At 47.3% G+C, this 14,036-nt stretch carries 9 protein-coding genes; 3 read left to right on the top strand and 6 right to left on the bottom strand.

Annotated features, from left to right (window positions below):
- Window positions 1–3,216 (top strand): PAS domain-containing hybrid sensor histidine kinase/response regulator, encoded by a 3,216-nt coding sequence (locus AB3R30_RS02970; RefSeq protein ID WP_458647653.1) that lies wholly within the window; start codon window positions 1–3, stop codon window positions 3,214–3,216.
- Between the two features lie 31 nt (window positions 3,217–3,247).
- Here the strand turns inward: AB3R30_RS02970 and AB3R30_RS02965 are convergent, their stop codons facing one another.
- The 4 genes from AB3R30_RS02965 to AB3R30_RS02950 form a co-directional block, all read right to left on the bottom strand.
- Window positions 3,248–4,012, bottom strand: coding sequence for a sterol desaturase family protein (locus tag AB3R30_RS02965; protein WP_458647652.1), 765 nt, complete (start codon window positions 4,010–4,012; stop codon window positions 3,248–3,250).
- Window positions 4,013–4,761: 749 nt separating this feature from the next.
- Window positions 4,762–5,661, bottom strand: coding sequence for a DMT family transporter (locus AB3R30_RS02960; RefSeq protein ID WP_458647651.1), 900 nt, complete (start codon window positions 5,659–5,661; stop codon window positions 4,762–4,764).
- Between the two features lie 95 nt (window positions 5,662–5,756).
- Window positions 5,757–6,317 (bottom strand): CHRD domain-containing protein, encoded by a 561-nt coding sequence (locus AB3R30_RS02955; protein WP_458647650.1) that lies wholly within the window; start codon window positions 6,315–6,317, stop codon window positions 5,757–5,759.
- Between the two features lie 169 nt (window positions 6,318–6,486).
- Window positions 6,487–7,398, bottom strand: coding sequence for a branched-chain amino acid transaminase (locus tag AB3R30_RS02950; RefSeq protein ID WP_458647649.1), 912 nt, complete (start codon window positions 7,396–7,398; stop codon window positions 6,487–6,489).
- Window positions 7,399–7,911: 513 nt separating this feature from the next.
- Between AB3R30_RS02950 and AB3R30_RS02945 the strand changes: the two genes are divergently transcribed.
- Window positions 7,912–8,217: a hypothetical protein gene (locus AB3R30_RS02945; RefSeq protein WP_458647648.1), complete on the top strand. Its 306-nt coding sequence runs from the start codon at window positions 7,912–7,914 to the stop codon at window positions 8,215–8,217.
- Here the strand turns inward: AB3R30_RS02945 and AB3R30_RS02940 are convergent.
- A complete protein-coding gene (locus AB3R30_RS02940; RefSeq protein WP_458647647.1) occupies window positions 8,198–10,879 on the bottom strand; it encodes a chloride channel protein in 2,682 nt (893 codons plus the stop codon). The genes AB3R30_RS02945 and AB3R30_RS02940 overlap by 20 nt on opposite strands.
- Window positions 10,880–11,536: 657 nt before the next feature.
- On the opposite strand from AB3R30_RS02940, the gene AB3R30_RS02935 reads away from it, so the two are divergent.
- A complete protein-coding gene (locus tag AB3R30_RS02935; RefSeq protein ID WP_458647646.1) occupies window positions 11,537–11,926 on the top strand; it encodes an AbrB family transcriptional regulator in 390 nt (129 codons plus the stop codon).
- Window positions 11,927–12,072: 146 nt separating this feature from the next.
- Here the strand turns inward: AB3R30_RS02935 and AB3R30_RS02930 are convergent, their stop codons facing one another.
- Window positions 12,073–14,001 (bottom strand): chloride channel protein, encoded by a 1,929-nt coding sequence (locus AB3R30_RS02930; protein ID WP_458647645.1) that lies wholly within the window; start codon window positions 13,999–14,001, stop codon window positions 12,073–12,075.
- Window positions 14,002–14,036 lie beyond the last annotated feature (35 nt).

Below are 14,036 nucleotides of genomic sequence, written 5' to 3'. Positions count from 1 at the left end.
GTGCTAATTGTTGACGATTGTTCTGAAACGCGAGAACAGTATCGTCTAGCATTACTAGCAGGAACAGTCGCTTCATACGAATTTTTAGAGGCAGTTTCTGGTTCGCAGGGATTAGAGGTGCTGCGGACTCATACAGTTGATGGAATTATCCTAAACTTTCAATTGCCCGACTTGAATGGGCTAGGGTTTCTAACAAAGATAAAAGCAGAGATACATAACCCGCCGCCTGTTGTAATCATGGCAGACGATCGCTCGGTGGCGATCGCGGTGCAAGCAATGAAACAGGGCGCTACTGATTATCTAATTAAGCAAGAGACAAGCGCCGACCAACTGCGGATATCCCTGCAAAGCGCGATGTCAAAAAAGGTCAGCCCAATCTCTTTGCCTTCAGATATTGCAGCCCAAACAGGTGATCCGCTCCAAGACAGCCTGCGATTGCTTCAGCAGATTGCTGAAACGACTCCCGGAATTTTGTATCTCTACGACTTGAGTGAACAGCGCAACATCTATGCCAATCGCCAAACGGGTGAACTGTTGGGCTATAGCACCGAGCAAATCCAGGCGATGGGTTCTAATCTGCTGTCAACCCTAATTCATTCCGATGATTGGGCAAGCATTCCGCTTCATTTCGATCGCCTGCAACAAGCTCCTGACGGCACAGTGTTGGAATTAGAATATCGGATGCAGCACGCGAATGGCGAGTGGCGTTGGTTTTTGGGTCGTGAAGTATTATTTGATCGGTTACCAGATGGACAAATTCATCAGATTCTGGGCATTACTCAAGACATTACCAGCCGAAAACAAACTGAGTTAGAGCTAACCCGCGCGATCGCGCGATTTGAACAGGCTGCCTATGCAGTGAATTGTTTGATCTATGAATGGGATTTTCTGACCGATGCAGTTGATCGCACGAGAGGACTGACAGAACTGCTGGGATATGACTTAGAAGACGCTGAGCCAACCAAAGAATGGTGGGGAAGATTAGCCCATCCTGATGACGTTGCTCGGATGCAAGAGCAGCCTTCTGATCTATCGAGCATTGATCGCTACAGTATCGAATATCGAGTGCGACATAAACAAGGTCACTATTGCTGGGTACATGATCAAGGGATTATCGTTAAAAACGAAGCAGGTCAGCCCATTAAAGCTGTTGGCAGCACTACCGATATTAGCGATCGCAAACGTGCAGAAGAATCGCTTTTAGCCAGCGAAACCCGATTGAAGAGTTTCATGGATGCGAACGTGGTCGGCATCCTGTTTGGTGATGTTGAGGGAGGCATTCAACAAGCCAATGATGAATTTCTTCGCATCGTTGGCTATAGCCGAGACGACTTGGTAACGGGCAAATTACGCTGGAGTGATATTACCCCACCGGAGTACTTGCCATTAGATGAATTGGGTATTGCTGAAGCTCAATCTAGGGGAGCTTGCACACCTTATGAAAAAGAATATATCCGTAAAGATGGTAGTCGGATTTCAGTCTTAGTTGGCTATAGTCTGCTGGGTGAATCTCGCCAAGACTCGATCGCATTTATTTTAGACATTACTCAATCCAAGCAAACTGATCTAGCTCTGCGCCAAAGTGAAGAACATTATCGATATCTAGCAGAAGTAATTCCTCATCTCGTGTGGACTTGTAACCCGGCAGGATTATGGACTTACGTCAATCAACAATTTTGTGATTATACCGGGTTAACTCAAAAGCAGGCATTGGGTTTAGGCTGGTTAACTGCGGTGCATCCTGATGATATGCAATACACTTATGAAGTGTGGACAGCAGCCGTTGATCAAGGTCAGCCTTACACCCATGAATATCGACTCAAGCAGCAAGCGGATGGCATATATCGCTGGCACACAGCGCAAGGGTTGCCCTTAAAAAATGCTCAGGGTCACGTCATTAAATGGTTTGGCACTTGCACCGATATTCATGATCAAAAGCAACTCGCTGATGAACGGGCACACTTGCTAGAACTAGAACAGACGGCTCGGGTTGTGGCGGAAGATGCGAACCGCGCTAAGGATGAATTTTTGGCGATCGTCTCCCATGAATTGCGATCGCCAATCAACTCGATTCTTGGTTGGGCAAACCTACTCCGCACTCGGTCTTTAGATCCCACTATTCTTCCCCGTGCCCTAGAAGTGATTGAACGCAATGCCCGTTCTCAATCTCAATTGATTGAAGATTTACTCGATGTTTCCCGAATTGTGTATGGAAAGTTGCAGATAACCGTTGCACCCGTGCAATTAGCTTCTGTGATCCAAGCTGCTCTTGAAGTTGTGCGCCCGATGGCAGAAGCAAAATCGATTCAGATTACCTGCACCCAAACCACTGATCAAAGCGGGGAAGGCAAAAATTATCCACTGCTACAGGTTCTAGGAGACTTTAATCGCCTGCAACAGATTGTTTTGAATTTGCTATCCAACGCCATTAAATTTACTCCTCATGCAGGTCATGTAAATGTCAATCTCAAAGCAGTCGGGAAAAATCCTTCTTCTGAGCCTCACGCAATCTCTTGTCCCGCTTACGCTCAACTTACTGTTACGGATACTGGCAAGGGAATCAATCCCGAATTTATCCCCTATGTCTTCGATCGCTTTCGTCAGGCAAACACGGGCACTACTAAATCCTATGAAGGTTTGGGTTTGGGCTTAGCGATTGTTCAACATTTGCTGGAACTCCATGGCGGCTCGATTACGGCTGCAAGCAATGGAGAAGGGCAAGGAGCCGCGTTCACTATAGTCTTACCATTGCTAGAAAATGATGATGTCGATATCGAAGGACAATCCAATAAAAACTATGCCTTCCCTACTTTAAATCCTCCATCAACATCGAATCTGCCTTTAGCAGGAATCTCAGTGTTAATTGTGGATGATCAAGCGGATGCCTGTGAGTTTGCCATGATTGCCCTCGAACAAGCGGGTGCCGATGTCGCGGCGGTTTCATCTAGCCAACGCGCTCTCCAAGCTTTGAATACTCATAAAGTTGATATCCTAGTGAGCGATATTTCCATGCCAGCCGAAGATGGCTATACCTTGTTAAGGCGAGTTCGATTACTCCCGGCGGATCAAGGTGGCGCAATTCCAGCGATCGCGCTCACCGCCAATTCGCTTGACGAAGATCGGGATAAAGCGCTGGCTGCGGGATTTCAATTACACATTTCTAAACCTGTAGAGCCAGATTATTTAGTCGCTTTGATTGTCAGCTTGACGCGCTAATTAAAGCTGTAGAGAAAAGAGAAAAACTGACCTACTGTTCATCAAATTTCGTTTCATAGTTTGGATCTTGGGTGCCGAGGAGCTTATCCCAAAACGTGAAATACAGCCCGTAATGAACGGTGTATTTGAGGTGATGAATGGAATGATGGGCAGGACCAATGAACCATCTCCCCAACCAATGATGCGGAAACCAAGGAGGCAGGCGATCGATGCCGAGATGATTTAACACTGCCCAAACCGTCATAGTGGTCAATACTGCAAGCAACGTGATGAAATGCAGTGGCAGGACAAACACAATGCCGACCAAAAAGAGCGACTGAACGATCGCCTCCAAGGGATCAAAGGCAAACGAAGTCCATGGGGTCGGATGGCGCGATCGATGATGTCCCTGATGCAACCAGATAAAGAGTGATGGATGGTGGAATAAGCGATGGGTGAAATAGAAGTAGGCATCTTGAAGAATCAATACTACACCATAGCTCACTCCTAAATACCACAGTTCATACTCTTGAGCGTGGCTATACAATCGGGTCATGCCTCCGCCATAGGCTGACATAATGAATGCTGCCGCCAGTGCAAACACACCCGCCGAAAATACTGAGAGTTGAATATCTGATTGAATTGATCGCCACGAGGGAACCTGATGTCGTCCTGCAAGTTTCACAATCGGATTCACAAGTGACTGGCTAGATGAGGCATAGAAGCACCAATACAATCCTCCTGCTACTAGAAAATATCGCGCTAGAATAATTCCAAAAAAAGCGATGCCATAAAACCCAAATGAGTGATCTATCAATTTAGTCTCCTTGCCATTCCCGTTCCAGTTCCTTTTGAGGGACTAACAATGTGGCTTCAAAGTCTTGCCGAATTGCCGCTATACCTTCGTAGTTACTAGCAATCTATCAGAAGTTACTTGGGATCGGAGTAGCTTTTGCTCAGGACTAATACCGTTTTGAGTTTTGAGTTTTGAGTTTTGAGTTTTGTTCGCGAAGCGTCTCCGCAGGAGATATTTTGAATTGTAGAAGCTTTACTCAGTCACGGTCTCAACCTCAGATCTGTTGCATCCTTTATTTGAAGTGGTATAAATTGCCAGTATGACTATGCGATCGCCCCAATGCCACTCGGATCGCGACTGGGTTGGCTGACTAAATTCCAACAAAAAACCGACAGTTTTGTAAAAAACCTGCCGGCTAGTCGTGTGTTCCCTGTTGATGACTCGGCTTTAAAAGTTGAGTCCTCATTAGTATGTCTGTGGACTGAGGTAGGAGAAGCGATCGCGATCATCTACCTGTGTGATCATTATCACAACTTAAATCTAGCTAAGGGCTGATGGATATTCAAAATTTCTGGCGTTGCTGAATGCAGATATGAATTGCCCTCATCCCCAACCCTTCTCCCCAGGGAGAAGGGTGCTAGAACTCTTGTTCCCTCTCCTGTGGGAGAGGGCTAGGGTGAGGGCTGCAAAAGGCTTAAGCACAAAATCATAGTTCTATTCAGCAACGCCAAATTTCTAGTGTTCCACTGAATCAAGCTTGGACTTTAGCCCTAATCAGCTACCGCGATCGCCACTCCTGCTAGTAATACGAGTGCCCCAAATAACATGATAGTACTGGGGATTTCCGCAAACAGCAAATAGCCTAAAATGCTAGCGAAAACAGGCTCTAGCAGAATGATCAGCGTAAGTAAAGTGGGTGATACCCAGCGCACAGACCAATTAAAGCTGGTGTGCCCGATTACCTGTGGCAAAAGTGCCATTAAAATCAGATACCCATAAACAACTGGCGAATAGTGGGTGTATCCATAGCCCAGCATCAACGGCAAGGGCAAAAGGGCGATCGCGGCAGTTGTGTAAGCCACCGCAACATAGCCGCCAATTCCCAATCCGTGGCGCTGTGCCTCTCGCCCTAGCAAGATATAGCCGCTCACTGTCCACGCTCCAACTAGCGCTAAACCATTTCCTAGCAAAGGCTGGGGCGCGAAACTGCCCGTTGTATCACCGAAGCAAATCAGCAATCCGCCGATTAGAGCAACCCCAATGCCTAAAAGGATTTGGCGGCTGGGCTTTTCGTTGAACCAGAACCAAGATAGGAGGGCGACCCAAATTGGATTTGTGGTGACGATCGCCGTAGATGCCGCAATGGATGTATAGGATAACGAGGTGATCCAAGTGGCGAAGTGAAGAGCGAGGGCGATTCCAGCCGCGATCGCATAGGAAACTGCGGCTCTCGTTGGTTTCGTTGCCCTGATGCTCCGCCAAGTGGGAAGCAGCATCACAGACGCGATCGCCAACCGTGATGCTGCCATGACCAAGCTGAAGCCAAACCCGCGCAAATTGGCAGCCGCGATCGTCAAGCGCACCAACACGGCTGAGGTGGAAACCGCCATCACGCCAATCATTAAAATTAAACCAATTTGCCAGCGAGGGGGCGGGTTCAGTGGCTGCATTTCAGAGCGACATAGCAAAGTAAACTATCGCGTTGCCAAATTTGCCCATTGCTTAACTTAGACTTTACATTCAGAACTAGGAGGAGACGCGATCGCTAGACTGGCTTAAAAATGCCGCGCAGTTCCCCTGCCCGATTCTTCTGAGTATGCAAATCAACATATAACATGCCCGATGACAACGCTTTTAACTGTTCTGGAGTGAGGGTATAGTTTCCGCCAAACTTGCCCGATAAACCGTCTACCATTGGCTCAACCGTCAGTGCATATTGAAACGGTCCATTTTTAGTAGACTCGCCCTGATGGATATGAACACCAGAGGTGATTTTGGGATTGGGTGGATTGAGTGGATCGGTGGCATAGTCGCGTAGAGGACTGGTCAGCCGTTGAAAGTCACCCCGAACGACTAAGCGATCGCCCATCGCCATCGCGCCCGCCGTTCCCAAAGCCCCAGTCACGACCATCTTGGGCGCAACCTTCATCCCCGATAGCATGATTGAATACTTCATGGCTGGAGCTTTGGTCATGGCTCCCGATTCTGCCGCAAGCGCGATTTCCGCCTCCAGCAAATGATTGGCAATGCGCTGTTCTACTCCATTTGTTGAATGGAGGGAACTGAAAACCGCTTGACTGAGGGCGGGTAACGAGGTGCACACCATAAACAAACAAGCTGTAAATCCTAAAAAGAAACGTCGAAGTAAGCGATTGGATTGCATAAGGAGTATCTCCAAGACCCTATGTCATTATTTACGCCCCAATTGATTGACTGGATCTTTCACTACTGGATCTTTCGCTGATGAATGCTCAGTTCAAACGATCGCTAGAGAACTACACCGGAACCGGGAAGATCCAATCGCGATATTTTTCACTGCGGTTTTCGGTGACAGCGGTGAGGATTTCCCGTAGTTGGAGGGTGATGGGGCGATCGCTGGGCAACTGATAATTTTCAATCCGTTTAACCGGGGCAACCTTAGCCGCCGTGCCGCAGAGAAATACTTCATCAGCAATCAACAACTCAGAGCGATCTACGGGGCGCTCTTGAATGGGAATCCCTAAATCTCTGGCAATCGTCAACACGCTGTCGCGGGTGATGCCTTCCAAAATATCTTGCTCAAAACCTGGTGTGATCAAAGTGCCGTTCCGCATCAAAAAAATATTCATGCCAGAGGCTTCACACACTTTTCCCTGAGTGTTCATCAAAATCGCTTCATCAAACCCCGATTCGATCGCCTCTGTTTTGGCAAGCGAGGAGGTGATATAGGCGGCGCTAATTTTGCCCCGGAGAGGTAGGCTGCGGTCTTCTTGCCGACACCAAGAGCTAATGCGACAGGACACGCCTTCGGGTGAGAGATAGTCTGCGAGTTCTAGCCCATACATCAAGAAGTCTTTTTCAATATTGTGGAGCCGGGGCGCAATGCCTAAGCCAGAGGTGTAGACAAAAGGTCGAATATAAAAAGAGACAGTGGGCTTATTTTTCTGGACAAAATCAATGATAGTTTGCTGAATTTTGTCGGCAGGCAGATCAAAGTGCAGCATTTTGGCACTGGCGCTTAATCTTTGGCAATGGCGATCGAGCCGAAACAGCAAAATTTGATTGGGGTTTTGAGGATCGGGAATGCCGCGCATCCCACCAAAGGCTCCGGTGCCATAGTGCAAAGCATGGGTGGCGATCGAAATGGTCGCATCTTGAAAGGGCAAAAATCGGTTTTTCAGGTAGGCGATGGGTAAAAAATTTTCCATAAAGCAGGCGGAGAAATGAACAATGGAAGGTAGAAAGATGCGAACGGTCAACGATTCGCGATCGCGGCATAAACACTAAGGTTAACATTCAACGCTTGTCTCAATTTGAAATGAGTTGACTAGAAAGGGGAAAGAGAATTGCTTTTAAGAGTTTGATTGAATTTTCAAAAGCTGATTGCCATTTTTCTGAAATTCATAGGGCACGGGTTGGATGATTGCGGAGTAGCCTTGCTCAATCGAGTGGTTTGATTTTCGCTGTTAGGGTCGGCAAACCTATCCACTACTCTTTAATTTGATAGATTGCGACAACTGGAACAGCAGTCCTGAATCGGCGACGAACCTGGGTGAACCAAAATCAGACAAATGGCGGATAGGTTTGCGCTAAGACGCAATGAGGAAGTGAATATATTTTTCTATAGTTGAAAACAAGCGTTGTTAAGCATCCCATTGTATCCAGAGAGGGTTTGATACTTTGCAACCGCGCAGATTAAATCAACTAAACGATGTGTACTAATGAATGAACTAATAGAATTTCATCGGGGATGGATGATTGAAGTGTCTGTGATAGAGGATGGCTTACGGTTATGTTGTCGATCGCCGCTTAGAGAAAAATTAGTTGATCCGATCGCCTATCAAAACTATCAACTTGCCATGACTGCGGCAATTCAGTTGATTGATCAACTTTTTGCTTGTCAATCGTTGCGCCAGGTATTGCGAGAGTTTTATGAAGCAGAATATTTAACCTTTGAAGAGTGGCAGCAACTTGGGCGATCGCTCGATTTTGCATCCCGCCATCAGTTTATGCAGTTGCCTTCCTAACTAAGATCACAGTGCAATCACAATTTCGGGCGATCGCTTCGGGAATATTTCCTTGAATGGCTTGCTGTAATAACCCTTCTCGACTTGCGCCCAAAACAATCACATCGCACTGGTTATTTTGCGCCATATCAACTACCGCTTCTACCACCGAACGGGCGCAAACTGATGTAATCATCACCGATGCTTGAACTTGCTGCTGGAGAAATTCCGCGCTTTTTTCTAGTGGGCTAATGTCGTAGCTTTGGTCGTTGGGAGCAGAAACATGGCACAGTCGAATTTCTGGATCTTGGCTGAGCGAGACTAAGGCAGGGAGCAGGGTCACGGCATAGTCTGCATTCGGTCCTCCACCAATGGGAACTAGCCAGCGTTTTAGCCGCGTTAATCGCAGCAACATTTGCACTGAGGATTGCTCCGATTCAGTCGATTCAGCAGCCTGTTCCAAGTCAATTGAGTGTAAATGAGCGCCAATTAATGCCTCTCCCATTTTGACTAGCACCACATCACAATTTGCCTGTCGAATTGCAGTATCCACGGTATCGCCAAAAATCCGCCCGGGCGTGGAGGTGCTTCCTTTCCAGCCCATCAGCAACAGATCGATATGGCGTTCCTTAACGGTTTCTAAAACTGCTTCGGCAGTGCTATGGGCGGCGCGAATCTGAGTATGGACTGGAATGTTCCAAGCATTGCCTTGATGAATCGCCCGTTTGAGGATGCGGCGGCTGAGGGTGGTGTTGACGGCTGTTTCAGAGGGAGAACTATGGCGCGGCACAGGGATCACTTGTAGGCACTCAATCTCGTAGTCGCGATCGCGGGCAATCACCAGCGCCAACTTCATCAGCCCGTTCATGGTTTGAGGATTGCTCAGCGGCACGAGTAACCGTCCTTGCCCCAAAGCTGGCGATTGGGTTTGATAAACCACATAAGACGGCTCTGGCTGCGGACCGACTCGTTCTGAGCCTCCCCGTAGCTTTTCCGATTCGACTCGCAAAATATCGCTCCGGGTAATAATGCCTACCAGTTTGCGGTGCGAAATGACAGGCAGCCGAGACAACTTGTAGCTTGACAGGAGATGCAGCACTTGGCTGAGAGCATCCTCCGGGTTGACCGTGATGGGTTGCGGAGTCATGATATCTTTGAGAACTGCGCGATCGGGCAATTGCAACTTTGTGATTTTATCTAAATCGGTTTGCGTCACAATGCCGACTAGCCGCCCCTGATTAACTACCGGAAACCCGCGATGGTGAGACTTGGCAAAAGCTTCAATCACTTCCACTAAGGTCATTTGGCTAGGCAGAGTTTCTACTTTTGTTTGCATCACCTCAGCCGCCGTCAGAGTTGCCCATAACCCATCACTAATGGTTTCTGGAGGCGCAAGATAAATCCCTTTTAGCTCTAATAAATGGGTGTAGAGTGACCCTGGAGCCAGCCATTCAGCTACTAAATAAGCTGTGACTGAGCAAATCATCAGCGGCAAGATCAAGTTGTAGTTGAGAGTGGTTTCAAACACAATGACGATCGCCGTAATTGGCACTTTCGCCACTGCTCCAAAAAAACCGCCCATGCCCGTTAAAGCGTAAATAATCGGATCACCGCCTAGCACTGTTCCGGCAGCTAACCCCACCAACTGCCCCAACGCTGCTCCTAACACTAAGCTGGGAATAAATAAGCCTCCGGGCGTTTCGGCACTGCACGCCAACACCGACAAGACAAACTGCACCACAAACGCACTGGCAGTAATCCGCCAATCGGCAGTGCCCATGGTTAGAAAACCCTGAAGGGTAGTAGTATCGCGAAAAACGGGAGGCAATAGGGCGATCGCGCCACCAGAGATCAATCCTGCCAATCCAATCTTCCAGTGCAAACTGAACCGCAAATAGCGGCGACTAAACTTTAAGCTTTCTAGAATACTGCGGTTAAATGCTGCTGCAAAAACGCCTGTCAATACGCCTAGTAGCAGGAAAAATGGAATATCTTGAGGCAAAAAACTGGTTTGATTGAGCGTGGATTGACCCACTAAGTTGAGGCTTGGTCCTGACAATACTCTAGAAACTACGCCGCCTGTAAACGAAGCTAAAATTGCCGTTCCCAAGGTCAAACTGGACACATCGTGCAGCAGTTCTTCGATCACAAACAGGACTCCTGCGATCGGGGCATCAAAACCCGCTGCTAAGCCAGCCGCTGCACCTGCCGCAATCAATTGACGTTGATGATCGGGCGATCGCGGTGCCCAACGGCTTAACTGAGCAGCCAATGCCGCTCCAATCTGCACTGTTGGACCCTGCCGCCCCAGCACCAAACCAGAGCTTAAAGCCAGCATGGTGCTGAGTAGCTTCACGATCGCCACTCGCAAATTTAGCGCGATCGGCACATAAGCCAGTGCTGCTTTCACCTGCGGAATGCCACTGCCAGACGCTTCTGGAGCTAAGCGCTCAATCAATAAACCCGATAACATTCCTCCAATCAACCCCACTGTTGGCAGCAACAACCAGGCAGGCAATAACAATGATTCTCGTACCCGCCAATTACCAAACCAGTAGACTCCTTGCTTAAGCAGCACAGCTGCCGATGCTGCAACTAAACCAATGAAAACCGCTTCAAAAATTGCTAGCCGCTTTGGTTTCAACAATTGACGCAAGGAGTTGAAAGCAGGAGGAGGCACCATAAATTATTTAGGAAACAGAACCAAACGCTTACAAAGATTGAAAAAAGAAAAAATTTCGATCAGAGGCTTCTTTTGCCTTCTGCAAAAAGGATTTAGATGACTCAGCAAAGGAAAAAGGTTGAAGGCTTTACGGACTCATCAAAGCCTTTCATCTTAACTTTAGGGAAAAATAGCACCATTGTTAAACCCAATGATTTACCAATAAAACTAGGAATGATCAAGGCAACAGACTAGTCTAATTATTAGAGAGGAGAGATTTCTATTTGATTTTACCTAGTTATGTCTTATGCAATCTGTTAATACTTTACTAGGGTTGCGATCGCGCTAGGAAAAAACTCTACCATGCTTATAAGCCCTTGCCGCTCTACTAGATTCACCCTGTAGAAAAACTAAATAGTTTTGAGTATGCAATTGTCGAAATCTCTTTTTTGATAATTCTCGCTTGGGCATCCGGGTTCTATTTCAACCCATAAATCTTGTTTCTAAATGATAGATTTGAAGAATCGGCAAGGTTTCTATCAGCAAAAAATATGGTATCAATATAGTATGATGGCGCAAGCTGCTTGAAGCAAATGCAATTAAATTCAAAGCAAACGTTTTGAGTAACTATTGCTATCATAGTTGTCTAAATAATTAAGACTCTTTTGCAGTATTTTAATGATTAAGAAGAAGAAAGTTGAGCCACTAACAGGGGACTCCCTGCTCAAAAAGGTTAGGGAACTAGAAACCTTGAGCAAAGAAGCAAAAGCAAGGGAATGTGGATATTACACCGTCACAAAAAATGGTGTAGAGCGAGTCAATATGATGAAATTCCTCAATGCTTTAATTGATGCGGAAGGGATTGAGTTAGATGGGAAAATGGGTTCAAATGGACAGGGTGGCAGAAGCGCTAGCTATCGAATTAGAGTACAGTCCAATCTCAACCTGTTGATTGGTGCTGCTTACACTAAACAAATGGATCTCAAGCCAGGAGATGAATTTGAAATTTCATTGGGGCGTAAACATATCCAGTTAAAACAAATTGACCCCTCTGAGTCAGAAGATTAAAGGTGTTATGACGATGGAATCAATTGACTGGACGATAGTTCTTCCTGCTGGGTTGGCGATCGCAATTTTTATCGGCGGCATGTCAATGATGTTTACAGGCATCTGGACGGGTCGAAATCGCTAAAGCCCAAAATCGCTAAATCAGATTAAACAGACTGCTTCAAAATAGGTAAAGGACTGGTTTCAGATTGAGTTATGGCTGAACCTTCCTGAGTTGAATTCTCTTCCATCAAGTAAGGCTTCAACTTATTTTGAGTGATTTCTAGACTGTAAGCTAAGCGAATCCGATCCTGCTCCAACAAGCCAATAACTTGGCACGGATTATCTCGGCTCACGACTGGCAATTGTCGTAATCCTCGTGTTGCCATGCGGGATAGCACATCAGCGATCGGTTCATCCTCATAGGCACACAAAACTTCTTTTGTGCAAATATTCCACAGGGGATCGACATGAGTGATAAATTGCTTTTGATTTCCTGCAATGACAGGGCTTATCGGTTCCCACTGGGCGATCGCCCGATCAATATCTTGAAGCGTTAAAATTCCCACTAATTGCTGCTGCTCATCCACAATCAGCGCGCTGTGAGCCTGATGTTGCACCAGTGCCAAGCCCCCCTCCACAATCGATAACGTCTTAGAAAGCCGCAAATAGTCTTGCCGCATCGCTTGTCCGACTTGCAAATGCTGCATCACTTCTAAGCGCTGATCTGACTCTTTTTCTAGCTCAACGGGTTCAACAGTGGGCAGTCGGCTAGTTAGCGGTCTGAGCCACTCAACCAACCAAACGCTTAAGCCCACTGCTGCCATTAACGGCAAAATAATCCGATAGTCGCGAGTGAGTTCAAACAGCAGTAAAATTGCCGTAAGAGGTGCCCGCACACTTGCTGCTAAAACGGCTGCCATGCCGACCATTGCATAGGCAGGAGGAGCCGCGATGTTGGCTGAAATCATCAGGGGAAACAATCCTAATGTTGTACCATAAGCCGCTCCTAAGGAAGCTCCTAGAAACATGGCAGGCGCGAACAAGCCGCCAACAAACCCGCTGCCCAAGCTCAGTGCCGTCATGAGCAACTTGATGATGAGTAAGGACATCAGCAATGGCAAGGAAAACTCAACATCTCGCAGCATTGCTTCAACGGTTTCATAACCAATGCCCAAAACTTGGGGAAACGTGAGTGCTACAGCACCAATGCAGGCACCCCCAATCACCGGGCGCACCCCCAACGGAATTTTTTCCATGGTGCTGAATCCTGGGATTTTTCCCTGAAAAAACCGCTGAGAAAGCTGGATTGCTTGGGTGTAGGCGATCGAAACCAAACTGGCAAGAAGTCCTAATCCTAAATAAAGCGGCAGTTCTAAAGGGCTACGAACTTCGTAGCTGGGTAGGGTAAAGGCAGGTTGCCCTCCTAAACCAATTTGTGAAATTAAGGCGGCGACTACGGCAGAAAGTAGGACGACACTAACGGATGAGGTGGCGAAGGTGGTGCCTAAAACGACCTCTAATGCAAAAAAGACTCCGGCGATCGGGGCATTAAATCCAGCAGCAAACCCAGCAGCGGCTCCGGCACCTAGTAACAACCGCTGGCGATCTTGCGAAACCTTTAAAATTTTGCCAAGGAACACGCCGACATTGCTGCCAATTTCGACACTTGGTCCTTCTGGTCCCAAAGAAGCTCCTGTCCCTAAAGATACTGCTGCTGCGATCGCCTTAATCGTTCCCTTTGCAGCAGAAGCATTGGCAGCACTTTGGGGCGATGAAACCAGGGAAGACAGCGTTGGACCAAAATCTTGCCATTGCCACCGCAGCACCCCAACCACTAATCCACCCACCATCGGCACGAGTGCCAAAGTCCAAGCGCCCCAATCAAACACTACTCCCATGAAATCTTCCAACAGAAGAGAGTGAATGTGCCCAATTAAATAGTGAAAAATGACTACTGCAATCCCTGTGCTGCTGCCAATTGCCAATGCTAGCAATAGCACAACCGTTTCAGGAGAGGCTTGCAAGCGATTGGGCAGGGCAGGGGAAGGCAGGGGATCAGAAATCGGCGGTTTTGGGGGCGGGCTAGGGATCATTAATGAATAAAAATGAGATTCAGTTTAATTTTTAT

Origin of the sequence: Sivoneniella epilithica UHCC 1019, assembly GCF_040830845.1 — a bacterium.
GTDB lineage: Bacteria > Cyanobacteriota > Cyanobacteriia > Leptolyngbyales > Leptolyngbyaceae > ULC077BIN1.
Note: the sequence above shows the minus strand (reverse complement) of the source record. Positions and strands in the feature narration are given on the sequence as shown.

Excerpts from the sequence above, each read along its gene's own strand:
- AB3R30_RS02960 (WP_458647651.1), bottom strand. The coding sequence starts at position 5,661 with ATGCAGCCACTGAACCCGCCCCCTCGCTGGCAAATTGGTTTAATTTTA.
- AB3R30_RS02955 (WP_458647650.1), bottom strand. The coding sequence starts at position 6,317 with ATGGTGTGCACCTCGTTACCCGCCCTCAGTCAAGCGGTTTTCAGTTCC.
- AB3R30_RS02950 (WP_458647649.1), bottom strand. The coding sequence starts at position 7,398 with ATGGAAAATTTTTTACCCATCGCCTACCTGAAAAACCGATTTTTGCCC.
- AB3R30_RS02945 (WP_458647648.1), top strand. The coding sequence starts at position 7,912 with ATGAATGAACTAATAGAATTTCATCGGGGATGGATGATTGAAGTGTCT.
- AB3R30_RS02940 (WP_458647647.1), bottom strand. The coding sequence starts at position 10,879 with ATGGTGCCTCCTCCTGCTTTCAACTCCTTGCGTCAATTGTTGAAACCA.
- AB3R30_RS02935 (WP_458647646.1), top strand. The coding sequence starts at position 11,537 with ATGATTAAGAAGAAGAAAGTTGAGCCACTAACAGGGGACTCCCTGCTC.
- AB3R30_RS02930 (WP_458647645.1), bottom strand. The coding sequence starts at position 14,001 with ATGATCCCTAGCCCGCCCCCAAAACCGCCGATTTCTGATCCCCTGCCT.